Source organism: Nevskia sp., from assembly GCF_021732705.1.
Classification (GTDB): domain Bacteria; phylum Pseudomonadota; class Gammaproteobacteria; order Nevskiales; family Nevskiaceae; genus Nevskia.
Window position 1 is genome coordinate 158100 of record NZ_JAKFUM010000006.1, and the last position, 21652, is coordinate 179751.

A 21652-nucleotide genomic window follows, 5' to 3' on the forward strand; every position below is an offset into this window, starting at 1 on the left:
ACGTCCGCGACGGTCCTAGTCGCGGAAGTTCTCGAACTGCAGCGGCACCTCGAGGTCGGCCTTCTTCAGGAACGCGATGGTCAGTTGCAGATCGTCGCGCTTCTTCGAGTTCACGCGCAGCTTCTCGCCGTTGATCTGGCAGTCGACCTTGAGTTTGGCTTCCTTGATCTTGGCGATGATCTTCTTCGCCTGTGCCTGTTCCAGCCCCTGCTTGATGGTGATCGCGCGGCGCGAGCCGGCGAGGTTGGTCAGCACATCGCCGACCTCGACCGCGCGCAGGTCGATGTGGCGGCCGGCAAGGCGGATCTTCAGCATTTCCAGCAGTTGGTCGAGCTGGTGCTCGGTCGGCGCGTACTGCGTGATGACGTTGTCTTCCAGCTCGAACCGGGCGTCGGTGCCGCGCAGGTCGTAGCGGTTGCCGAGATCGCGGCTGGCCTGATCGACGGCATTGGTCAGTTCGTGCTTGTCGACTTCGGAAACGGCGTCGAAGGAGGGCATGGGAGTTCCTGTTGCGGATTCGGGTGGCGCGATTCTGCCGCGTTTGGACCGGGAAATGCGTGCCTCGCGCGGCGTGGCGAGCGGCGCCTGCGGCCACGCAGCGGCCGAGCGTCCCGCGCAGTCGGCGATGGCCACGATGACGCTCGCCATTTCCGCGTGCACCGGCGCCGCCATCTGACGGCGTGGCTTGCGCTGCGCGAAAGTCGGACACTGTCGGACCGACCGACTGAACCGCACCGCAAGCCATGGCCGATACCGTTCTCTACACCGTCGATGCCCGCATCGCGACCCTGACGATCAACCGTCCGGACACGCTGAACAGCCTCGACGTCGCGACCGTCGCTGCGCTGATCGATGGCATTCGTCGGGCGCTCGCTGACGATGCTGCGGCGCTGGTGCTGACCGGCAGTGGCCGTGCGTTCTGTTCCGGTGCCGATCTTGGTTCGGCCCGGCGCGATGATCTGAAACTGGACGAGATCGACCTCGGCGCGCCGATGCGCAGCCACTACGGCGTGCTGGTGCAGATGATCCGCGAGCTGCCGATTCCGGTGGTCATCGCGGTCAACGGCATCGCGGCCGGCGGGGGCTGCTCGCTGGCGCTGAGTGGGGACATCGTCATCGCTGCGCAGTCGGCGGCATTCCGGCAGACCTTCGTCGACATCGGCCTGATGCCGGACATGGGCGCCACATGGATGATGCCGCGCCTCGTCGGGCGCGCCCGGTCGCGCGGCATGGCGCTGCTCGGCGAGCCGATTCCGGCGGCAACGGCAGCGGCCTGGGGCCTGATCTGGGCGGTGGTCGACGATGCCGAACTGATGACCAAGGCGGGCGAGATCGCCGCGAAGCTCGCCACCCGCTCGCCGGCGGCACTGCGGGCCACGCGAAGGGCCCTCGACGACAGCCTGCATCAGGATTTCGCGGCGCAGCTGGAACTCGAAGCCGCCGGCCAGACCGCGCTGGGCCGCGAGCCGGCGTTCAGCGCTGCCGTGCAGGCCTTCCTCGCGCGGCGCACGCGCAAGCCGGGCTGACGACGGCTGCCGGCCGGTGCATGCTTGACCGCAGCGATCATCTGCTCGCGTTCGGAAATCCTTCTGCCATGAATCTGAGCATCACGCCGTCCGGTCAAGCCTGTGGTGCCGAAGTCCGCGGCGTCGATCTGTCGCAGCCGCTCGATGCCGCCACCATCGCGGCGCTGCGCTCGGCCTGGCTTGAACATCACGTGCTGGCCTTTCCGGATCAGCGGCTCGACGACGATGCGCTGGAGCGCTACACGCAGTATTTCGGCGCGTTCGGCGATGATCCGTTCATCGCGCCGATTGCCGGCCGGAAGCACATCATCGCGGTCGAACGGCGCGCCGATGAAACGACCTCGCTGTTCGCCGAGGCCTGGCACAGCGACTGGAGCTTCCAGCCGCGGCCGCCTGCCGGCACCTGCCTGTACGGGCTGGTCATACCGCCGGTTGGCGGCGATACCCTGTTCGCGAACCAGCACGCTGCGCTGGAGGCGATGCCGAAGCCGCTGCGGGCCAGGATCGAAGGCCGCATCGCACTGCATTCGGCAAAGAAGGCCTACGCGCCGGATGGTCTGTACGGGGCCAACGACCGCAAGGGCCGCTCGATGGTGATCCGGCCGTCGAAGGACGCCGAAAACGTGCAGCGCCATCCGCTGATCCAGCGCCATCCGGAAACCGGCCGCGAGGGGCTGTTCAGCTGTCTGGGCTACATCATCGGCATCGACGGCATGGACGACGCCGAAGCGATGCCGCTGCTGTTCGAGCTGTACCAGTGGCAATCGAAGCCTGCGTTCGTCTATCGCCATCGCTGGCAGCCGAACATGCTGGTGATGTGGGACAACCGCTCGCTGCTGCATGCCGCAACCGGTGGCTATGCCGGACACCACCGACTGCTGCATCGGACCACGATTGCAGCCGCCTGAGTCATCCCCGGCCGCTTGACGCGTCGCCGTCAGGCATCCGTGGCTTGCTCACCACTTCAGGAATGGCGGCGGGCTTAGCGGATGCTGCCTGAACCAGCGGCCGGCGAGGCCCATCAGGAACTTGTGGAAGCCGCTGTTCGGCAAAGCGGTGCGGATCGCCTTGACCTGCGCCGACGGGAGGCCGAACGCGATCGCACCGAACGACAGGTCCACCAGATCCGCCTTTCGGAATGCTTCGACCAGCGGGTACGTTGCGTCCTTGAACGTGCGCAGCTTGTGGTGTTCGTCGATCATCAGCTCGATCTCGACGATCCAGGCATCGAGGCCATTGGCCTGCAGGTAGTCGCGCGCGCGGCGCGACGACGGCGGCAGATAGTCGATCGTGCCGTCGGACCAGATGCCGAGGTCGTGGAAGCACGCCGCGATGGCCACCTTCTTCCGGTCGTCATCGGTCGGTGACGGCATCAGCGCCAGGGTGAACGCGGCCATCCGCTGGCAGTGATTGCGGTAAGCCGTGTAGGCGTCGCCGATCTGGGGCTGCCAGATGCGCAGCAGTTCATCGAGCAGGGCCAGCGGTTCGGGAGCGGTCATGGTGATCGGGTCTCGGTGAGTGCGGGTCGGGACGAGCGTGGTGGCGGCATCGTGATTATCGGGACTGCCGCGCGCGACCTGCAGTGGCCCGATTGCCAAATTTCGCTAGGATCGGGCCAAGTCGCCTGCCAACGGGCAGGCCCGCAACGCGAGCCCTGCCATGCCCCGTTCCGCATCGATCGAATCGCCCGCGCCGGTGCGCGCACCGGTCGTGGCCGTCATCGCCTTCGAGCAGATCAGCCCGTTCCATCTGTCGGTGCCCTGCGTCGTGTTCGGCGACGCGCATCCGGGCGTGCCGCGGTTCGATCTGAAGGTCTGCGCGGTCGAGCCCGGCGCGCTGATGACGACCGCGGGCTTTGCCGTGCAAGTGCGACACGGCCTGGGCGTTCTGCGCCGCGCCGATGTCGTCATCGTGCCGAGCTGGCGCGATCCGGCGGAACGGCCGCCGCAGGCGCTTCTCGATGCGCTGGTGGCGGCGCATCGGCGTGGCGCGCAGATCGTCGGCCTGTGTCTCGGTGCCTTCGTGCTGGCCGAGGCCGGCTTGCTCGGCGGACGTCGCGCGACCACGCACTGGGGCTTTGCCCGCGACTTCGCGCAACGCTTCCCGCAGGTCGAGCTCGATGCCGATGTGCTGTACGTCGACGACGGCGACCTCGTGACTTCGGCCGGAACGGCCGCCGGCATCGACTGTTGCCTGCATCTGCTGCGGGCGCGACATGGCAGCGATTGCGCGAATACCGTGGCACGTCGTCTGGTGGTGCCCCCGCATCGGCAGGGCGGACAGGCGCAGTTCATCGCCCAGCCGCTGCCGTCCACCGCGCGTGATTCGCGCCTGGCCGAGTTGATCGACAGCGTGCGATCGAGTCTGGATCAGCCGCACAGCCTCGATGCGCTGGCGACGCGCGCTCTGATGAGCCGGCGCACGTTCACCCGGCGCTTCCGGCAACTGACCGGCGAACCGTTCGGCCAGTGGCTGCTGGGTCAGCGGCTGGCGCTGAGCCAGCAACTGCTCGAAACCACCGAGCATTCGATCGACCGCATCGCGATGCTTGCAGGGCTCGGTTCCGCGACTTCATTGCGCCAGCATTTTCGTGCGGCGTTCGGGGTTTCGCCGCTGCAGTGGCGGCAGAGTTTCAAGGGCAACTGACGGCTTTCGGACACGGCTGATTGCCGCGTCATTCGGCAGGTTGCGACTGACAGTCACGGCAGTTTGCGAGGCCTGCACGTGCCGGCTATGGTCGGCGCACGTCATCGGCCAATCGCGCTGAACAAGCTTGAAAACCGATGATCGACAGGATCGGGCACGTCGCAACCGACGGCACCGCATCTCATCGCGTCACTGCCTTTCACACTTCTGGGGAGCACAGGGATGAGCCATTTCACCAGCCGGCTTCAGCGGGCCGGACGTTGTCTGCGCGCCATCGGCATCGGCACCATCATCGGCCTCGTCAGCACCTGCGTCGGCGCGGCACCTTTGCCGGTGGATTACGCGGAAACCGTGCTGCATTCGTTCAGCGGATTCGATGGCGCACGGCCGACCGGCGAACTGGTCGAGACCGACGACGGAGCCGTGCTCGGAACCACGAGCAGCGGCGGCACGTCCGGGAATTTCGGCACCGTGTTCCGCATCGATGCGGACGGCCGCCACACCGTGCTGCACGAATTCGCGGGCAGCGATGGCGCGAACCCGAACGCCGGCCTCGTGCGCGGCCCGGACGGTGCCTATTACGGCACCACCGGCGCGGGCGGTGCGGTGGGTCTGGGCACGGTGTTCCGGATCGCGGCCGACGGCAGCGGCTTCGCCAACCTGCATTCGTTCGGCGATGCCGATGGCGCAGCCCCCGCCAGTTCGCTGATGCTCGCGAGCGATGGCAATTTCTACGGCACGACGTTCTGCTGCGGCAGCATCAGCACCAGCGGCAGCGTCTTCCGGATGACGCCGGCCGGTGTCGTCACCAACCTGTATCGCCTGCGCGGCGGCGTCGATGGCTCGGGTGTGTATGCGGGGCTGGTCGAGGGGCCGGATGGCGCGCTGTACGGCGCGGCCCTGACCGAAGGCGGTGTCGACAATGCCGGCACCGTCTTCCGCGTGACCAAGGCCGGACAGTTCAGCGTGCTGCACACCTTCACCGCCACCGGCGGCGGCAGCGGGCCGTCCGGCGGGCTGCTGTTCGGGAGCGATGGCGGCCTGTTCGGCACCACCGCCTACGCGGGCCCGGCTGCGAGTGACTTCAACCGTGGCGGCACGGTGTTCCGCCTTGCCCCGAATGGCAGCCTGAGCGTGCTGCGCGGCTTCAGCGGCGACGCCAACGGCGGCCTGCTGTTCGGCGGCCTGTCGCGTGCCGCAAGTGGCCGCTGGTACGGCACGACGTTCTCCGGCGGCAGCGGCAATGGCGTGGTCTATTCGCTGGCGAACGATGGCAGCGACTTCCGCCGCCTGTACGCCTTCCGCGGCACGCCGCTGGCTGCCAATCCGTACGCCGGCGTGCTCGAATCGCGCACGGGCGATCTCGTCGGCACCAGCTTCGCCGGCGGTCAGGCCGGCATGGGTTCGGTCTATCGGCTCAGGCCGTTCACGCCGGCGCCGACGGTCAGCTTCGCCAGCGCAGCCTTGGACACGCCGCCGGCCAATCTGCGCGGCGATTCGGTGACGACCGTCGGCGTGACCTTGTCGTATGCGCCGACCAGCACGGTGACCGTGCCGGTGACCGTTGGCGGTAGCGAGCCCGCCTCGCGCTATCGCGTGTCGCCGTCAGGCTCGGTGACGTTCGCGCCGGGCCAGACCACGGCGAACATCACGGTCACGGTGACGGCACCGGCGCTGCTGCAGTGCGAGCGCACGATCGAACTGACGCTGGCACCCACGGCGACGGCGCTGCTCGGCCCGGTGCCGACGGCCACCGTGACCATCCGCACGCCGGCACCGCTGCTGACGCGGTTGCTGTGCGGGCGACAGCAGCCCTGAGGTCTCGACCGACGCGGTGGCCGCAGGCCTCGTGGCGCGGCGTCAGTGCGTCACGCGGCGCAGCACATCGAGCATGCTGGTGGCCTGATTCGCCGCAGGAATGACGCCGTCGCGCACGAGGATCGCGTGCAGCTTCGGCAGGTTCCAGTGCGGGGCCGACGGCATCAGATGATGTTCGAGGTGGTAGTGCTCGTTGTGCGGCGCGAGCAGCAGCTTCTCGATCCAGTTGGCCTGTGTCGAGCGCGCATGCTCGAGCGGGTTGCGGCTGTGCAGGTCGTGCACGGCGCCGTGATCCGCCAGCACGCGGATGCGCATGAAGAACGGGAACGGGATCAGGTAGGCCAGCGCCCACAGCAGGTACAGCTCGCCGTGACCGAACGCGGCCAGCACACCGCCGATCGCGAACTGCCACGCGATCGACCAGCCGCCACCGTTGGCGATGAAGCGCGCGGCGTAGTCGGCGAAGCGCTGCGGCGTAGGATATTCGAGCTTCTCGACGATGCCGTTCTGCTGGAACTTCCAGTAGCCCGCCGTCATGCCGACCGTGCCGATCAGGAAGCGGATGCCGGATTGCCCGGTCAGATCGCGCAGCAGCTTGCGCCGCAGGCTTGCGCGGGCGATCGGATAGCGCTCGACCATCACCAGGTCCGGATCTTCCGCCGTGCCGGCATGGCGGTGATGCGCCATGTGATACGTCCGGTACATCGTCATGTGGTTGAAGTTCGGCAGCGCACACAGGTACTGGCCGATCCACTCGTTCAGCCGCGTGTTCGCGAACAGGGAGCGATGCGCCGCCTCGTGCGTCAGGATCGCGAGGCCGACATGCACGCCGCACAGCAGCAGGATCGATAGCAGCCAGGTCAGCGGACTCGGCCACAGCGCGCTGATCGCGAATGCCAGCACCATCAGGCCGTAGTCCTTCGCCAAGGCCAGCCAGCCCTGCCAGTTGGAGCGGGCCTTCAGCTGTTCGCGGACTGCAGGATCGAGGACGTAAGTGCTCATGATGGTTTCGACTCGGAAAGGAATTCAGAACTGGCCGTGACGGCCGCTGCCGGCCGCGAAGCGCGCCGCGCCGTGCTGGGTTTCGCCGGAACCCAGCGTGGCGAGGCCATGCGCCAATTCATGGGCGATGGCGGCGGCCTCGGGCAGCGACCATTGCGCCAGCGCGCTGAGCCGGTCATTGCGCAGGCATTGCTGCGGGAAGGCCGCGATTTCAAGCGCCAGCGCCTCGGCTGCCGCCAACGCCAAGCCGGTCGGCACCACGCGATTGGCAAGGCCCATCGCCAGCGCTTCCGCTGCCGGTACCGGGCGGCCGGTCAGGATCAGGTCCAGCGCACGGCTTGCGCCGATCAGGCGCGGCAGGCGCACGGTGCCGCCATCGATCAGCGGCACGCCGAAGCGCCGGCAGAAGACACCGAATACGGCGGATTCGTCCACCACGCGCAGGTCGCACCAGGCCGCCAGTTCCAGACCGCCAGCGACGGCGTAGCCGGAGACGGCGGCGATCACCGGCTTCGACAGCTGCAGCCGCGTCGGGCCCATCGGCCCGTCGCCATCCGGTGCAACACGATTGGCGCGCGCCGGATCGCCAGACTTCACCGCCTTCAGGTCGGCACCGGCGCAGAAATGGCCGCCCGCGCCGGTCAGGATGGCGACGGGCAGGTCGGGATCGGCATCGAACGCGCGAAAGGCGGCGGACAGGGCTTCCGCGGTCGGCCGGTCGACGCAGTTGCGCACGTCCGGCCGGTTGATCGTGATGATCACGAGCGGCGGTCGGCGGTCGATCAGGACGGTATCGGTCATGTCATTACAAAATAGTGCATGAACCAACAATATCGGTAATGATCGCGTTCCGCAATCGATCGTGACGCCGTCGCCGACCCCGCGATGCCGACCTCCGGATGAAATTCACCGCCAAGTCCCTGATCCTCGACATGCTGCTGGCCAACGAGGGCGAGCCACTGTCCGCGCGCGATGCCGTGCAGGCGGCGGCGCTGTTCGACATCGGCGAAAGCAGCGTCCGCGTGACCCTGCTGCGGCTGGTCGCCGACGGCCTGATCGAAGCGAGCGACCGCGGCGTCTACCGGCTGCGTGGCGCGGCCCACGAGCTGGCAGGCGAAGTCGCGACCTGGCGCACGGCCGACGCCCGCACGCGGCCGTGGTCGGGCGCCTGGATCGCGGTGCACAGCGCGCCGCTCGGCCGCAGCGATCGCCAGCGGCTGCGCGTGCGGCAGCGGGCGTTGAACATGCTCGGCTTCCGGGAACTGGACCCCGGCCTGCTGCTGCGGCCGGACAATCTCGAAGGCGGCGTCGAGGCCGTGCGCGAGCGTCTGATCAAGCTCGGGCTGGAGCCGGATGCGGCGGTGTTCGTCGCCGATCACTTCGATCCGGCGCGCCGTGCACGGCTCGCCGGTCTGTGGGACGGCGCGGCGCTGAATCGCGCCTATCGCGAACTGGCGCGCGAGCTGGAGGCGTGGACCACGCAGGTCGACGCGATGCCGCTGGCGCAGGCCGCACACGAATCGCTGCTGATGGGTCGCCACGCGATCCGGCAGGTGGTGTTCGACCCGATGCTGCCGAGCCCGATGGTCGATGTCGACGCGCGGCGGCAGTTCGTAGACGCCGTGCGCGCGTACGACCGTACCGGGCAGGCGATCTGGCGACGAATGCGCGGGCTGCCGCCGAAGTGATCGTGCGCCCCGCGGCGCGCTGACGGGTCAGCGGAATTTCGAGCCGGCGCAGATGCCGGATGTCGACGCTCGACTCGAACCGGCAACATCGAGGAACGGTCCATCGGTGGTTCAGCCAATGCGCGTGTTAGACCCCGCAGTGATGATCGCCAACGCGATCCTGCGTTCGAGCGAGCTTCAGCCGACGCCGGAGGTCGTTCTCGTCGTGTCTGCAACGGCGTCAACCGTGGTGGCCTCCGATGCTCGTCTCGGCGCTTCGACGACGGACGATCTGTCGGTCGAAAATACGTCGGCGTCGGGGCGGACAACACGCCAATTCGTTGACGCGATGGCTCTCCGGATCGGCTGACCCCGGAGGTCCGGACCCATCGCTGCATGGACCCGATCCGGGACACGGCGTGCCCACGCTCGTGGCAATGCAGCATCAAGCCATTGAATCGATGAATAGGCGAGCTCGTCGCGATCGGGTGCGCGCGGATGTCACGCCGGCAGCGCTGGAACGGTGGTTGAACGCCGTACCCGAGGGCTCGAACGGCATATGGCGGAAATCACGGGATCAGCGCCGACATTGACGTTTTCCGTCAATGACTCGCGCGATCAGGGCCGATCAGGGCCGATCAGGGCCGATCAGGACCGCTATGGCCGCGTGCGCGAACAAGCGGCGGGGGTCCGGCGATTTGCACAGCGCTTCGCGGGATTCGTCGCCGAGCGGGTCGCGCAGGCGGGACCAATCACTGGGATTCGCAACGCAATTCCGAGCCTTCGCGGCTTGATCCGGTCGCCACGGGCCGGCGCATCCGCAATGCGACGCCGCCGGCATGGCGTGCCGGGCATCCGGGCAATCCGTCATCGCGCAACCACTCGGCCTCATTCAAGCCACCTCTTGTCCGCCACTGGGGTGCGTGACGCGCGTCGGGACTGAAACCTGCACCGGTGCCGGCACGACTTCCTGCTCCGAAGCAGCCCGTGACAACTTCTTGTCAGGGCCTCGACGGGATCGGGGGTCGCGATACGTCGACCTTGTTCGCTTGCCGAGTGCCTCATCGTGCCGACTTGCCCGTCCGCCAGCGCCCCGTTTCCGGCTCCGCCAAGTCGGGCGGCCGGCGGCTTCACGCTGATCGAACTGATGCTGGCGGTCGCGATCGTCGCAATCCTGGCGACGATCGCGGTCGGCAGCTACAGCAACGCCGTGGCACGCAGTCGTCGCGCCGCTGTCGAGAGCTATCTGCAGGCCATTGCCAATCGGCAGGAGCAGCTGTTGCTTGACGCCCGAGCCTACGCCACCAGCAATACCTCACCGCCGCTGCCGGCGATCACGGACGACGTCAGCGGCCACTACACCGTCACGGTCAGCGCCGACAATTCGGCGACGCCGCCCAGTTTTCTGATCACGGCGACGCCCGTCGGCCGTCAGGCCACGATCGATGCCCGCTGCGGTCGGCTGACGCTGGATCAGGCCGGGGTCCGCACGCGATCGGGCACGGCTGCACTCGGAGACTGCTGGTGAGCCTCGCCAGCAGGCCAGGGCGTCGGCCAATGACCGGCTTCACCATGGTCGAGCTGATGGTGGCCATTGCCGTGGCCGGCATCCTGCTCGGCATCGGCGTGCCGAGCTATCGAAGCTTTGTCGCCGGCCAGCGCATCCGCACCGCGACGTCGGAACTGAATTACGCCTTGCTGCAGGCACGCAGCGAGGCCATCAAGCGCAATGCCGCCGTCACGGTTACGCCGGCCGGCAGCTGCTGGCAGGCCGGATGGACCGTCAGCGTCGGCAGTGTCGCGCTGGCCGCGCAGGGTGCCTACCGCGATCTGTCGTTTGCCGCCTCCAGCAGCGCGACCAGCGGTGTCACCTTCAACGGCGAAGGCAGGATAGATGGCAGCGACGCCGCGATCCAGATTGCCAGCCGGACGGCGCGCGACGTGTCGTCACGGTGCGTGGCGCTGGACCTGTCCGGCCTGCCGAGCACCACGACAACGGCCTGCCGCCTGTCCGTGGTGAACTGCCCGTGAAGCGCCGCGTCGCGTGCCGTCGGCAACAGGCCGGTGTCAGCCTGATCGAAGTGCTGGTGACGCTGTTCGTGCTGCTGGTCGGGCTGCTTGGCGTGGCCGGGCTGACCTTGCGCAGCCAGCACGCGTCGATGGAATCGTTCCAGCGCAATCAGGCGATCTTTCTGGTGCAGGACATGGTCGGGCGAATCAATGCCAACCGCTCGGTGGCTGATTGCTACGCCATCAGCGATGCCACCTCGGGCCTGCCGTATGCCGGCGTCGGCGCAGCCACGCTGCCGAGCTGCAGCGCCGGATCGGTGACGGCCTACACCCAGGCCAATGCCGACATTGCCGAGTGGAATGCCTTGCTGCAGGGCGCCACGGTGGTCAACGACGGCGGCGACACCGTTGGCGCGATGATCGGCGCCCGCGGTTGCGTGATGCGCATCGCCAGCAACCGCTATCTGGTCAGCGTGGTCTGGCAAGGCCTGGACGCCACCGCAGCGCCGGGTACCGGCGTGGTCTGCGGCCAGGGCCTGTATGGCGACGAGGCGCTGCGCCGTGTGGTCACGGTGCCGATCCGGATTGCCGATCTGCGAGGCGCCTGATGAGCCCCAGGACTGCCATCGCGGTACGCGGCTTCTCGCTGATCGAACTGATGGTGGCGATCACGCTCGGCCTGCTGCTGCTGCTGGTGATGACGCAACTGATGGCGCAACAAAGCGCCGCGCGCGCCGAGATCGAGAAGTCAGGCCGACAGATCGAGAACGGTCGGTACGCGATGAGCCTGCTGCAGGAAGACATTCAGCTAGCCGGTTACTTCGGGCAAAGCGGCGGCATGTCGGGCACGGTCAGCGCGGTGCCGAATCCCTGCGAGACCGGTGCCACGGCGGCAAGTCTCGACGCGATACGACTGGCGATGGTGCTGCCGCTGCAGGGCTATGACGATTCGGCATCGCCGGCCGGTTCGCTGGGCGGCTGTCTGGCCAGCGGCAACCTGAAATCCGGTACCGACGTGCTGGTGACTCGGCGTGCGGAGGCCGGCAATGTCGTGATCAGCCCGAGCGCCACGGTCGCCGGCCGCATCTACGTGCAGGCCACGCCGGCTGCCACGATGGTCGGCACCGGCGGGACCGGTGCGGCGGCCGTGTTCTCGCTGCTGCGCAAGGACAACGCGACGCCGGCTGAATTGCGCCGCTATGTCCAGCGCCTGTACTTCGTCAGCCCCTGCCATGTTCCGGCCAGCGGCGGCGTCTGTACGGCAGCGGCGGACAACGGCCGCCCGATTCCGACGCTGAAGATGCTGGAGCTGACCGAGGCGGGGTTTGTCGTCACCTCGCTCGTTGAAGGCATCGAGAACCTGCAGTTCGACTACGGCATCGATCGCGACGGCGACGGCGCTCCAGACGATTACGAGCCGATACCGAGCCTGGCCGAGTGGTCGAACGTGATGACCGTCCGCGTCAGCCTGCTGGCGCGGGCCCTGGAGCCAAGTGCCGGGCATGTCGACAGCCGCAGCTACGTGCTTGGCGACAGCACGGTCAGTAGCCCGGGCGATGCCTACAAGCGTCAAGCGTTTTCGGTGGCCGTGCGCGCGGTGAATCTCAGTGGACGACGCGAATGAACGCATTGCAACCCTGCACGACATCCGTCATGGCCGCGCACATCTGCCCTCGCGGCCGCCAAGGTCAGCGCGGAGTGACGCTGGTGGTCGGGTTGATCTTCCTGCTGGTGATGTCGCTGCTGGCGGTCTCGGCCATCCGCTTCAGCTCGGTCAACCTGCGCATTGCTGGCAACGCACAGGCGCAGGTCGAGGCCACTGCGGCGGCGCAAACGGCCATCGAGCAGGTGATGAGCAGTGCGGCGAATTTCTATTCGCCGCTGTCGGCACGGACCATCGCGGTCGATATCGACAATGACGGGCGCAGCGATTACTCGGTCGCGGTTTCGGCTCCGGACTGCCTCGGCATGATGGCCGCACCGGGCTACAGCGCCAATTTTTCCGGCTTCGCCCCGCAGGAAGGCTATTGGGATGTCGCGGCCGTCGCCACCGACAGCCGCAGCGGCGTGCGTGTCGAAGTCCACCAAGGCGTTCGCGCCCGTGTGCTGGCCACGGCAGGCTGCCCATGACCCGAGGATGCACATCCATGTCGAATCCATGCCCGGAACACCGGCCCCCGTTTCATCGATGGCCACAGCGCTGGCTGGCGCTGGCCATGCTGCTCGTGTGGGCGCTGCTGCCGTGGTCCACCGCCCGAGCCGAGGACACCGACATTTTCTCGGTCAATCCGTCCGCGGTGTCGGAACGCCCGAACATCCTCATCATTCTCGACAACACGGCGAATTGGAATACGCCGTTCACGGCCGAGATCGCCGCGTTGCAGGCCGTGTTCGGCAGTGTCGTGGACGACCGCTACAACGTCGGCCTGATGCTGTTCACCGAAACCGGTGCCGGCAATTCCAGCAATCCTTGCGCAGCAGCCTTTCCCGGCGTCGGCAACAGCGGTGCCGATGGCGGATACGTTCGCAGCCACATCCGGCAGATGACGGTGGGCAACCGCAGTGTGATCACCTGCACGATCAACAATCTCAATAAAAACAACGACAAGTCCAACGGCGGCAAGGCCGGCCTGACACTGTCCGAAGCCCATCGCTACCTCACCGGCGGCGATTCGGTATCCGGCGGCCCGCCGGTCAGCAGCTATGGCAACCACAAGGCGAAGTCCGATACCGAGGCATTCGTCACCGGAACCGCGCGCTACAAGAGCCTGCCATCGGGCTGTGCGCGCAGCTTCATCATCTACATCTCCAACGGACCGGTGCAGGACAATACGTCGGACACCAACGCGGCCGGCGCGGCGTTGATTGCGGCCGGTGGCTCGACTGCGCAAGTCACGCTCAGCCCGAACGGCAGCCAGTCGAACATGGCGGACGAATGGACCCGCTTCCTGTTCGCCAGTCGCCAGATCATTTCGTACACGATCGACGTGTTGCCGGGCAGCAACGGACAGGGGCCAGGCTGGACCGCGCTGCTGCGCAGCATGGCCGTGCAGGGGCGCGGTCGCTATTTCGCGGCAACGAGCACCAGCACCCTGCAGGCCGACATCAACAAGGCGCTGACCGAAATCTTCCAGGAAGTGCTGCCGATCAACAGCGTCTTCGCCTCATCGGCGCTGCCGGTATCGAACAACGTACGCGGGACCTTCCTCAATCAGGTCTACCTCGGCGTGTTTCGTCCGGACGCGAATTCGGCTCCGAACTGGGCCGGCAATCTCAAGCAGTACCAGCTGGCGGCGGATCGCAGCACCGTGCCGCCGACGGTCTACCTGGCCGACAGCCGCAACATCAAGGCGCTGGACGACAACACCGGCTTCATCATTCCGAGCGCGATCAGCTACTGGACCACCGGATCAAGTTTCTGGAATGCCAGCTTTTATCCATCGAGCCAAGGCAGCGGTGGCGTCAGCGACTCGCCCGATGGCGAGCTGATCGAGAAAGGCGGCGCCGCACAGGCGCTGCGCACCCTGTATGCCAGCAGCCAGAGCGCACGCCGCGTCTACACCTGTACCGGCGCCTGCACAGCAGGATCGTCGCTGTCGGCAACACCGTTCGACACGACCAACGCAAATGTCGTGATCTCCGGGGCGACCAGCGCCGAGCGCACCAGCGTGATCAACTGGGTGCGCGGCACCAACACGCGCGGCGATGACAATCCGTCCGGCTCGCTGACGGCCGTGCGCGGCATGCTCCACGGCGATGTCATCCATTCGCGGACCGCGGTGATCAACTACGGCCGCAACGGCGACGATGTGATGCTGTTCTACGGCGCCGGCGACGGCCTGCTTCACGCCGTGCGCGGCGGCCGGGTAAGCAGCGCCGGGCAGGAAAGCTGGGCATTCGTCGCGCCGGAGCATTTCGGTGCGCTCAAGCGGCTGCACGACCACGTACCGCTGATCGCATCCGGTGCGACCAAGCCGTATTTCATCGACGGCTCGCCATCGGCATGGACTTACTCGAGCGCCAATGACGGCGTGATCGACCATACGCGGGGCGACAAGGCCTACCTGTTTTTGACGATGCGGCGCGGTGGGCGGCTGATCTACGCGCTCGACGTGTCGAATCCGGACGATCCGAAACTGCTGTGGAAGCGCAGCAGCAGCGATGCTGGATTCGCTGCACTGGCGCAGACCTGGTCCCAGCCGCAAATGGTCCGGATCAGGGCGCAGGCGGGTCCAGTGCTGATCATGGGCATGGGCTACGACAGCACGGCCAACGATCCGGCCACACAGGGCACGCCGACAATCGGCCGCGGCATCATGGTGCTCGATGCGGCGACGGGCAATCTGCTGTGGCAGGCAGGTGCGTCGGTCAGCGGCGCACCGGTCAACCTGAGTGTGCCGGGCATGACCTACGACATCGCCGCCGATCTCGCGGTGATCGATTCGAACTACGACGGCAAGGCCGATCGCATCTACGCAGCGGACACTGGTGGCAATCTCTGGCGCGTCAACATCAACGCCGATGCCGCGGCCGACTGGACCGTGCAGAAGGTGGCCGCGCTCGGCGGCAGCGGCGCCAATGCCCGCAAGTTCCTGTTCGCGCCGGACGTGGTGCTCGCCGAGCCCGGTGGCAGCACCGATACGCTGCTGATCGGTGCCGGTGACCGCGAGCATCCGTTCGATACCGTCGTACGCAACCGCTATTACGCGATCAAGGACAGCCACACGATCGACTACATTCGCGGCACGGTTCTGACCGAGGCCGATCTGTACGACAGCACCACCAGCTTTGCGCCGCCGGCATCGGCAGCGGGCTGGTACGTGACGCTCGAAGTCGGGGAAAAGGTCGTCGGCGGATCCACCACGCTGAACGGCACCGTGATTTTCGGCACGAACATTCCGGCCACGGCCGTCGCTGACAGTTGCGCGGCACTTGGCGAAGCCAGGCTGTACTCGGTCAACTACAAGACGGGCGCGCCGGCCACCAATCTCGTGGCCGATGGCCGTCTCGACAGTCTCGACCGTTATGCCAAGACGCCCGGTGGCGGCCTGCCGCCAACGCCAGTGCCGGTATCGGTTGTGATTGACGGGCAGGTCTTCACCGTGGCGATCTCCGGCCCCAACGTCGTCGCGCCACCGGGCCCGGAGATCAATCGCCGCTACCGGCAGTACTGGCGCAAGAATCGTGAGTGATGGTACCTGCGCCGATGCCGGTCCATCGGGCTAGGCCGACGCGATCGGTGCCGGCTGCGGCGCTGCCTCCGCATCGTCATCGGCGATCACCGGCGGCAGCAGCTTGTACATCACCGGCGTCACCAGCCGGCCGATCAGGGTCGAGCTGATCAGCCCGCCGATGATCACCCAGGCCAGCGGCGAATACAGGCCGGAACCCTGCAGCGCCAGCGGCAGCAGGCCACCGATCGCGGTCAGCGAGGTCAGCAGGATCGGCAGGAAGCGCACTTCGCCGGCGCGCTCGATCGCCTCGCTCAGCGCAACACCTTCGCGCCGCAACTGGTTGGTGAAGTCGACGAGCAGGATCGAGTTCTTGATCTCGATGCCGACCAGCGCGATGAAGCCGATGATCGCCGAGAAGCTCAAGCTGTAGCCGCTCGCGAACAGCGCCAGCAGGCCGCCCATCACGCCGAGCGGAATCACGGTCAGCACGATCAGGGTCGACTTGAAGCTGCCGAACTCCAGCACCAGTACCGCGAGGATGCCGAACACGGTGATCAGGATCGCGGCCCCGAATCCGGCGAAGCTCTTGGCGCGGCTTTCGGCTTCGCCACCGATATCGAAGCGATAGCCGGCCGGGAACGGGTAGTCCTTCAGCCGCGCCACGACCGCCTTGGTCACGGCATCGGTATTGAAGCCGGTGCGGGTGTAGGCCGAGACGGTCACCGAGCGCTCGCGGTCATAGCGCTGGATCACCGCGGGCGATTCCACCAGCTTCAGTTGTGCCAGCTGCGACAGCGGCACCTGCGCACCGACCGCGTTCGCGACGTGCACGCCGTCGAGCGTGTCGAGCTGGCTGCGCGCCTGCATCGGCGCGCGCAGCACGACGGGATAGTTCTCGCCATCGGCCGTCCGGAAATCGCCGGCCGGCAGTCCGGCCACGGCCAGCCGCAGCGTCTGGTCGAGATCGACCGGCCGCACGCCGAGCAGGCCGGCGCGATCGGCATCGACCGCCAGTTCCAGATCGAGTCGCGCGCGGCGCTGCGGGTTGGTGATGTCGCGCGTGCCCGGCGTGGTCGCGATGATCTGCTCGACATCGGCCGCCAGCCGCCGCAGTTCGGCGAGGTCCGGTCCGATGACGCGGATCGCGACTGGCGCGGCGATCGGCGGGCCGTTCTCGAACTCCTTCAGCACGATCTCGGTGCCGGGTATCTGCGCGAAGCGCTCGCGCAGCCGGTCGTACAGGGCCGTGGCCCGGCGTTCATCGAACGCCTTCAGCTCGCAGAACACCTCGGCGTAGTTCGCCGAGTACTCCTTCTGGAAGACGTTGTAGTAGATCTGCGGATTGCCGCGGCCGAGATTCGACATGCGCTTGGCGACGTCCGGCTCCTGATCGAGCGCGTCTTCCACCGCGCGCAGCGCGGTATCGGTGGCCTGCAGGCTGGCGCCGGCGGGCAGGCTGATCTGCACGAGGAACTGCGGCGTGCCGGCTTTCGGGAACAGCGAGAAACCGATCGACGGCACCAGGCTCAGGCTCGCGACGAACAGCAGACCCGCCGCCAGTGCCGTGCGCTTCGGCGCCGCCAGCGCACGATGCAGCATCGGCGCGTACACCGTGTGGATCACGCCAAGCGTCGCACGCAGAAAGGCGTTGCCTTCTTCCCGCTCGTGCACCGGCAGCAGGCGCGAGGCCAGGAACGGAATGATCGTCAGCGACACGAACAGCGACGCGGTGACGGTGAAGACGACGGCGACCGGCAGCGAGCGGATGAACTTGCCGGCGTTCTCCGGCAGCAGCAGCAGCGGCAGGAATGCGAACAGCAGGGTCGCGGTGCAGCCGAGCACCGCCAGCGAGATCTGGCGCGTGGCCAGCATCGCCGCCTGCCGCCGTGAATGGCCCATGCGCATGAAGCGCGCGATGTTCTCGGTGACCACGATCGAGTCGTCGACCAGCAAGCCGAGCGCCACGACGAAGCCGGCAATCGACAGCTGGTTGATCGAGAAGCCGGCGAAGTGCAGCGCCGCGACGCCGGTGGCCAGCGACAGCGGAATCGAGATCATCACGACCCCGGCGGCACGCAGGCCAAGCGGCAGCAGCGTGATGATGACCAGCGCGATGGCGATCACGAAATCCGCGGTCAGCCGCGACAGGCGCTTGTCGACGTTCTTCGACTGGTCGAACGCGCGTTCGAGCTTGATGTCGGCCGGCAGGCTCGGCGCGAAATCCGCCAGCACTTTCTCGATGGCGGCCTGCGTCGTGAAGATGTTCTGCGCGTCCTTCTGGTTCGCCGTGACCCAGACCGCGCGGCGGCCGTTGAAGCGCGCCGTGTATTCGATCGACTCGTAATCCCAGCGCACGTCGGCGACATCGCCGACCGTCACCAGCCGCCCCGGGCTGCCGCCGACGACCGTGGCGCGCACTTCGTCGAGGCTGCGATAGGCGCCGGTGGTCTTCAGGTTGAAGCGGCGATCCGCCACTTCCAGCGGCCCGCCGGGGATGTTGGTGTTCTCGCCGCTGACGGCGGCCAGCACATCGGCGGCGCGCAGGTTGAGTTCGGCCAGCTTGCGGAAATCCAGCGCCACGCGCAGCTCGCGCTCGGGGTAGGCCCAGGTCTCGGCCTTGCGCACGGCCGGCACGGTCTCGAGCGCGTCCTGCAGGCGTTCGGCGGCATCGGCCAGACGCGCGTAGCTCGCCGTTTCCGAGGTCAGCGCGAACTGCACGATCTGCACCAGACCGGGGTTGATCTTCTTCACTTCCAGCCGCGTGACGCCGGCCGGCAGCTTCGGGCGCAGGGCGGCGATCTCGCGCGTGACCTCGTCATACTTCTTGGCGACGTCGACCTCGGTCGAGAACTCGACCTGGATGATCGCGAGGCTGTCGTCGGAGGTCGAGAACAGATGCTTCAGGTCATCGAGCTCGTTCAGCGCGTCTTCGATCGGCTCGGCCAGCTGCCGCTCGACCTCGATCGGATCGGCACCCGGATACACCGCGACGATCGAGAATGCCGAGATCGGGAAGTACGGATCTTCGGTGCGCGGGATCGCGTTCAGGCTGCTGATGCCGATCGCGATCATCAGCCCGAACAGCACCAGGGTGAACGGGAAGTTGCGGACGGCGAAGTCGGAGATGTTCATGGCGCACGCTCGGCCCGCGTGGCGGCATCGGCGACGCGCACGACGTCGCCATCACGCAGGTAGGCCGCGCCATCGGTGACCACCTGCGTGCCTTCCGGCAGCGCGTCCGCCAGCGCCACTTCGCGGCCGCTGACGAAGGCGATCGCCAGATCACGGCCGCTGACCTTCTGCGTGGCCGGATCGAACAGGTAGAGCCGGGCCTTGGCCTGGTCGCCCTCGACCAGTGCTTCGATCGGCAGGTAGCTGCGCGCCGTCGCGGTGCTGGTCTTCGGCACGATGCGCGCGCGGCCGATCAGGCCGCTGAATGCCGGCAGCCCGGCCTGTGCGGTATCGACCGCCAACTCGCAGCGCCAGGTGCCGGTGCGCGGATCGCTGGCGCGCGCCACCTGCTGCACGCGAGCGGTGAACACGCGATCGGGCAGGGCCTCGAAGCGCACTTCGGCGTCATCGCCGATCGCGACGCGCAGCGCATCGCGATCGGCCAGACCGACATTCAGCACCGTGCCGCTGCCGGCGCTGCTGACGATCAGCACCGGCGTGCCGGCCGCGATCAGCTCCTTCGGTTCGGCCAGCCGGCGCAGCACGCGGCCGTCGCTGCCGGCAACGATCTCGGCATAGCGGCGGTTGAAACCGGCGGCCTGCGACTGCGCGCGGGCGACGGCGGCAGCTGTGGTCAGGTCGTCGAGCTGCTCGCGGGTGACGACATCGTCCTGAAACAGCTTGCGGCCGCGCTCGAGATCGCGCTCGGCCTTGCGCAGCGCTTCGCTGGCCTGCGTGACCTGGGCATCGATCTCGTTGACCTCGATCCGTGCCAGCCGCTGGCCGGCGGTGACGACATCGCCCTCGCGCACGGCGATCTCGGCGATGACGCCGCCGACCTTGAACGCGAGCTTGGCTTCATCGCGACTCGCGGCCTGGCCGCTCGCGAACACCGGCGGTTCGGCCGGCCCGGAGCGGACGGTGGCGATGCGGACGGTGCGCGGTGCCGGCGCTTCGGTGACGTCCGGCTTGCGACTGCAGGCGGCGCTGCCGAGAACGATCGCAGCCGCGATCGAGACGGCCAGCCCGGCGGCGGGCAAGCTTCGTGGTGCGGGGTGGTTCATGGAGCGCTCCCGTTAGGAATGGCGTCGACGGCTGGGGTGGAAGAGGCGGCGAGGGCCGACAGCGGATAGCGCGCGGCGGTGTATTCCTGATCGGCGAGCGCGATCTGCAGATCGGTGCGGGCGATCACGAGGCCCAGCCGCGCTTCGGTGGCGGCGCGCTCGGCGTCGAGGAACTCGACCTGCGACAGCTGGCCGGCATCGCGCTTGCGCTCGGCAATGCGGAACGATTCCTCGGCCGCGCGCTGCCGCGCTTCGGCGGTGACGACGGCACGGCTGGCCGTGCCGACGCGGTCCTGTGCGCCGAGGCGGGCGAGATCGAGCTGGCGCCGCACGTCGTCGCGCGTCGCCTTCAGTTGCTCGGCCTGGGCCCGCGCCTGCGAGACGGCGGCGCGGCGGGCGCCGAAATCGAACAGGGTCCAGCGCAGCACCAGCGAGGCGGTCGAGACATCGGCATCGCGGTTGAAGGTGTAGCCGGTGCCCTGAATGCCGCTGTCGCCGACGAACGACAGCGTTGGCAGGTAGGCACTTTCCGCCAGCGAGCGAGCACCGTCGGCGGCGGCGATGCGGGCATCGAGCCCGCGCAGCTCCGGACGCTCGGCCGGCTCGACGGCGGCCGGCACGGTGCGGTCGAGCGCGTCAGGCTGCACGACGACGATTTCGTCCTGCGCATGATTGCGTAGCAGGTTCAGGTAGCGCCGGGCGTTGCGTTCATCGGCGCGGGCGGCGTCCAGACGCTGTTCGATCGCCAGCCGCTCGGCCTCCGCGCGCAGGCTGCGGTCACGCGTCGCCTTGCCGGCGGCGACCAGCGATTCCGCCACCCGCTGGTTCTCGACCAGCGCGACACGGCTCGCTTCGAGGATGCCGATGCCGGCCTGCACCTGCGCCAGCTGGAAGTACGCAGCCTTGACGTCGCGCACGAGGGTCCGCGCAAACGCCTCCCGGGTGGCGGTGCTGCCGTCGAGTTCGGCGCTGCGGATGCGGATCGCGTCGCCGATCTGCGGCGCGTAGATCGGCGCGGTGACGGTCAGGCGGGTGTCCTGCTCGTGCGGCCGCAGGAAGTTGATGTCGTTGTTGCCGATGGTCGGGAACTGCGTCGGGTTCGCCGATCCCGCAGTCAGCTGGTTCAGCGTCTGGTAGATCGGGTTGACCAGATCGCCGGTCGGAATCCGGGTGACGCGGCCGCCTTCGCTGAGCGTGTACCGGGCATTCAGCGACAGTTGCGGCGCGCGCTGGGCCCGCGCGGCGGCCAACCCCTGCGCTGCGGCCTCGACGGCAAAATCCTGCGCGCGCAGTGCCGCATTGCTGTCGAGCGCGTCGGCAATGCAGGCCGCCAGCGGGTCGCCGGCGCGCAATTCGCCGCGTGGCGGCTCGGTCGCTGCTGCCGCGGCGGCGGAAACCGTCAGCGCGAACAGGGTGATTGCGGCGACGCGCGACGGAAATGCCGGTTTCCGGCGCGCGGCCGCATGCGGCGTTGGCTTGCGCCGCAGCTTGGATGAATGTCTATCGCTTAGACACATGTCAGTCAACGCTCCCAAGATTCCGCATGGATGCCGGTGTTCGCTGGCGATTCGCCG

General features: G+C 67.7%; 20 protein-coding genes. 13 read left to right on the forward strand and 7 right to left on the reverse strand.

The features are described 5' to 3' along the window. Window positions 1-15: 15 nt before the first annotated feature. Complete coding sequence (locus QZ951_RS06175) at window positions 16-498, reverse strand: YajQ family cyclic di-GMP-binding protein (RefSeq protein ID WP_292999658.1); 483 nt, start codon at window positions 496-498, stop codon at window positions 16-18. 55 nt (window positions 499-553) lie between these two features. Here QZ951_RS06175 and QZ951_RS06180 point away from each other — a divergent pair, with 55 nt between their 5' ends. The 3 genes from QZ951_RS06180 to QZ951_RS06190 all read left to right on the forward strand — a co-directional run bounded on the left by QZ951_RS06180 (window position 554) and on the right by QZ951_RS06190 (window position 2434). Continuing rightward, on the forward strand, window positions 554-676 hold the full coding sequence (locus QZ951_RS06180; RefSeq protein WP_292999659.1) for a hypothetical protein: 123 nt from the start codon (window positions 554-556) through the stop codon (window positions 674-676). Between the two features lie 67 nt (window positions 677-743). Next, window positions 744-1526, forward strand: a complete 783-nt coding sequence (locus QZ951_RS06185) for an enoyl-CoA hydratase-related protein (RefSeq protein WP_292999660.1) — start codon at window positions 744-746, stop codon at window positions 1524-1526. Between the two features lie 68 nt (window positions 1527-1594). Next, window positions 1595-2434, forward strand: a complete 840-nt coding sequence (locus QZ951_RS06190; protein WP_292999661.1) for a TauD/TfdA family dioxygenase — start codon at window positions 1595-1597, stop codon at window positions 2432-2434. 48 nt (window positions 2435-2482) lie between these two features. On the opposite strand, the gene QZ951_RS06195 is transcribed toward QZ951_RS06190, so the two are convergent. Continuing rightward, window positions 2483-3025 (reverse strand): hypothetical protein, encoded by a 543-nt coding sequence (locus QZ951_RS06195; protein WP_292999662.1) that lies wholly within the window; start codon window positions 3023-3025, stop codon window positions 2483-2485. Window positions 3026-3185: 160 nt separating this feature from the next. On the opposite strand from QZ951_RS06195, the gene QZ951_RS06200 reads away from it, so the two are divergent. Together QZ951_RS06200 and QZ951_RS06205 are read left to right on the forward strand one after the other, a co-directional pair. Continuing rightward, window positions 3186-4172, forward strand: a complete 987-nt coding sequence (locus tag QZ951_RS06200) for a helix-turn-helix domain-containing protein (RefSeq protein ID WP_292999663.1) — start codon at window positions 3186-3188, stop codon at window positions 4170-4172. 222 nt (window positions 4173-4394) lie between these two features. After that, on the forward strand, window positions 4395-5990 hold the full coding sequence (locus tag QZ951_RS06205; RefSeq protein WP_292999664.1) for a choice-of-anchor tandem repeat GloVer-containing protein: 1596 nt from the start codon (window positions 4395-4397) through the stop codon (window positions 5988-5990). A gap of 42 nt (window positions 5991-6032) precedes the next feature. Here the strand turns inward: QZ951_RS06205 and QZ951_RS06210 are convergent, their stop codons facing one another. Together QZ951_RS06210 and QZ951_RS06215 are read right to left on the reverse strand one after the other, a co-directional pair. Then, a complete protein-coding gene (locus QZ951_RS06210) occupies window positions 6033-6992 on the reverse strand; it encodes a fatty acid desaturase family protein (protein WP_292999665.1) in 960 nt (319 codons plus the stop codon). 24 nt (window positions 6993-7016) lie between these two features. Further along, entirely contained in the window at window positions 7017-7793 is a 777-nt protein-coding gene (locus QZ951_RS06215; RefSeq protein ID WP_292999666.1) for a crotonase/enoyl-CoA hydratase family protein, read from the reverse strand. Window positions 7794-7891: 98 nt separating this feature from the next. Between QZ951_RS06215 and QZ951_RS06220 the strand changes: the two genes are divergently transcribed. From QZ951_RS06220 to QZ951_RS06255, 8 genes are all read left to right on the forward strand, one after another. Further along, on the forward strand, window positions 7892-8680 hold the full coding sequence (locus QZ951_RS06220; RefSeq protein WP_292999667.1) for a PaaX family transcriptional regulator C-terminal domain-containing protein: 789 nt from the start codon (window positions 7892-7894) through the stop codon (window positions 8678-8680). Window positions 8681-8822: 142 nt separating this feature from the next. Continuing rightward, complete coding sequence (locus QZ951_RS06225) at window positions 8823-9029, forward strand: hypothetical protein (RefSeq protein WP_292999668.1); 207 nt, start codon at window positions 8823-8825, stop codon at window positions 9027-9029. A gap of 696 nt (window positions 9030-9725) precedes the next feature. After that, window positions 9726-10187 carry a type IV pilin protein gene (locus tag QZ951_RS06230; RefSeq protein WP_292999669.1) on the forward strand — a complete coding sequence of 154 codons (462 nt, stop codon included), beginning with the start codon at window positions 9726-9728 and terminating at the stop codon, window positions 10185-10187. A gap of 29 nt (window positions 10188-10216) precedes the next feature. Then, window positions 10217-10690, forward strand: coding sequence for a GspH/FimT family pseudopilin (locus QZ951_RS06235; protein WP_292999670.1), 474 nt, complete (start codon window positions 10217-10219; stop codon window positions 10688-10690). Continuing rightward, window positions 10687-11277, forward strand: a complete 591-nt coding sequence (pilV, locus tag QZ951_RS06240) for a type IV pilus modification protein PilV (protein WP_292999671.1) — start codon at window positions 10687-10689, stop codon at window positions 11275-11277. The genes QZ951_RS06235 and pilV overlap by 4 nt, the downstream gene beginning before the upstream one ends. Further along, a complete protein-coding gene (locus QZ951_RS06245) occupies window positions 11277-12293 on the forward strand; it encodes a PilW family protein (protein ID WP_292999672.1) in 1017 nt (338 codons plus the stop codon). Before pilV ends, QZ951_RS06245 begins: the two co-directional genes overlap by 1 nt. 29 nt (window positions 12294-12322) lie before the next feature. Then, window positions 12323-12799, forward strand: coding sequence for a pilus assembly PilX N-terminal domain-containing protein (locus tag QZ951_RS06250; protein ID WP_292999673.1), 477 nt, complete (start codon window positions 12323-12325; stop codon window positions 12797-12799). A gap of 17 nt (window positions 12800-12816) precedes the next feature. Beyond that, window positions 12817-15861: a PilC/PilY family type IV pilus protein gene (locus QZ951_RS06255; RefSeq protein ID WP_292999674.1), complete on the forward strand. Its 3045-nt coding sequence runs from the start codon at window positions 12817-12819 to the stop codon at window positions 15859-15861. Window positions 15862-15891: 30 nt separating this feature from the next. Here the strand turns inward: QZ951_RS06255 and QZ951_RS06260 are convergent, their stop codons facing one another. The 3 genes from QZ951_RS06260 to QZ951_RS06270 are packed head-to-tail and all read right to left on the reverse strand — an operon-like array spanning window position 15892 to window position 21595. Beyond that, complete coding sequence (locus tag QZ951_RS06260) at window positions 15892-18975, reverse strand: efflux RND transporter permease subunit (RefSeq protein WP_292999675.1); 3084 nt, start codon at window positions 18973-18975, stop codon at window positions 15892-15894. After that, a complete protein-coding gene (locus QZ951_RS06265; protein WP_292999676.1) occupies window positions 18972-20078 on the reverse strand; it encodes an efflux RND transporter periplasmic adaptor subunit in 1107 nt (368 codons plus the stop codon). Before QZ951_RS06265 ends, QZ951_RS06260 begins: the two co-directional genes overlap by 4 nt. Then, on the reverse strand, window positions 20075-21595 hold the full coding sequence (locus QZ951_RS06270; RefSeq protein ID WP_292999677.1) for a TolC family protein: 1521 nt from the start codon (window positions 21593-21595) through the stop codon (window positions 20075-20077). Before QZ951_RS06270 ends, QZ951_RS06265 begins: the two co-directional genes overlap by 4 nt. Between the last annotated feature and the right edge of the window lie 57 nt (window positions 21596-21652).

What these genes read in the sequence shown, in the direction of transcription:
- QZ951_RS06175 (WP_292999658.1), bottom strand. Translation starts at nt 498, where the DNA reads ATGCCCTCCTTCGACGCCGTTTCCGAAGTCGACAAGCACGAACTGACC.
- QZ951_RS06195 (WP_292999662.1), bottom strand. Translation starts at nt 3,025, where the DNA reads ATGACCGCTCCCGAACCGCTGGCCCTGCTCGATGAACTGCTGCGCATC.
- QZ951_RS06200 (WP_292999663.1), top strand. Translation starts at nt 3,186, where the DNA reads ATGCCCCGTTCCGCATCGATCGAATCGCCCGCGCCGGTGCGCGCACCG.
- QZ951_RS06245 (WP_292999672.1), top strand. Translation starts at nt 11,277, where the DNA reads ATGAGCCCCAGGACTGCCATCGCGGTACGCGGCTTCTCGCTGATCGAA.
- QZ951_RS06185 (WP_292999660.1), top strand. Translation starts at nt 744, where the DNA reads ATGGCCGATACCGTTCTCTACACCGTCGATGCCCGCATCGCGACCCTG.
- QZ951_RS06190 (WP_292999661.1), top strand. Translation starts at nt 1,595, where the DNA reads ATGAATCTGAGCATCACGCCGTCCGGTCAAGCCTGTGGTGCCGAAGTC.
- QZ951_RS06255 (WP_292999674.1), top strand. Translation starts at nt 12,817, where the DNA reads ATGTCGAATCCATGCCCGGAACACCGGCCCCCGTTTCATCGATGGCCA.
- QZ951_RS06235 (WP_292999670.1), top strand. Translation starts at nt 10,217, where the DNA reads ATGACCGGCTTCACCATGGTCGAGCTGATGGTGGCCATTGCCGTGGCC.
- QZ951_RS06215 (WP_292999666.1), bottom strand. Translation starts at nt 7,793, where the DNA reads ATGACCGATACCGTCCTGATCGACCGCCGACCGCCGCTCGTGATCATC.
- QZ951_RS06220 (WP_292999667.1), top strand. Translation starts at nt 7,892, where the DNA reads ATGAAATTCACCGCCAAGTCCCTGATCCTCGACATGCTGCTGGCCAAC.
- QZ951_RS06250 (WP_292999673.1), top strand. Translation starts at nt 12,323, where the DNA reads ATGGCCGCGCACATCTGCCCTCGCGGCCGCCAAGGTCAGCGCGGAGTG.
- QZ951_RS06210 (WP_292999665.1), bottom strand. Translation starts at nt 6,992, where the DNA reads ATGAGCACTTACGTCCTCGATCCTGCAGTCCGCGAACAGCTGAAGGCC.
- QZ951_RS06265 (WP_292999676.1), bottom strand. Translation starts at nt 20,078, where the DNA reads ATGAACCACCCCGCACCACGAAGCTTGCCCGCCGCCGGGCTGGCCGTC.
- QZ951_RS06260 (WP_292999675.1), bottom strand. Translation starts at nt 18,975, where the DNA reads ATGAACATCTCCGACTTCGCCGTCCGCAACTTCCCGTTCACCCTGGTG.
- QZ951_RS06180 (WP_292999659.1), top strand. Translation starts at nt 554, where the DNA reads ATGCGTGCCTCGCGCGGCGTGGCGAGCGGCGCCTGCGGCCACGCAGCG.
- QZ951_RS06205 (WP_292999664.1), top strand. Translation starts at nt 4,395, where the DNA reads ATGAGCCATTTCACCAGCCGGCTTCAGCGGGCCGGACGTTGTCTGCGC.
- QZ951_RS06270 (WP_292999677.1), bottom strand. Translation starts at nt 21,595, where the DNA reads ATGTGTCTAAGCGATAGACATTCATCCAAGCTGCGGCGCAAGCCAACG.
- QZ951_RS06225 (WP_292999668.1), top strand. Translation starts at nt 8,823, where the DNA reads ATGATCGCCAACGCGATCCTGCGTTCGAGCGAGCTTCAGCCGACGCCG.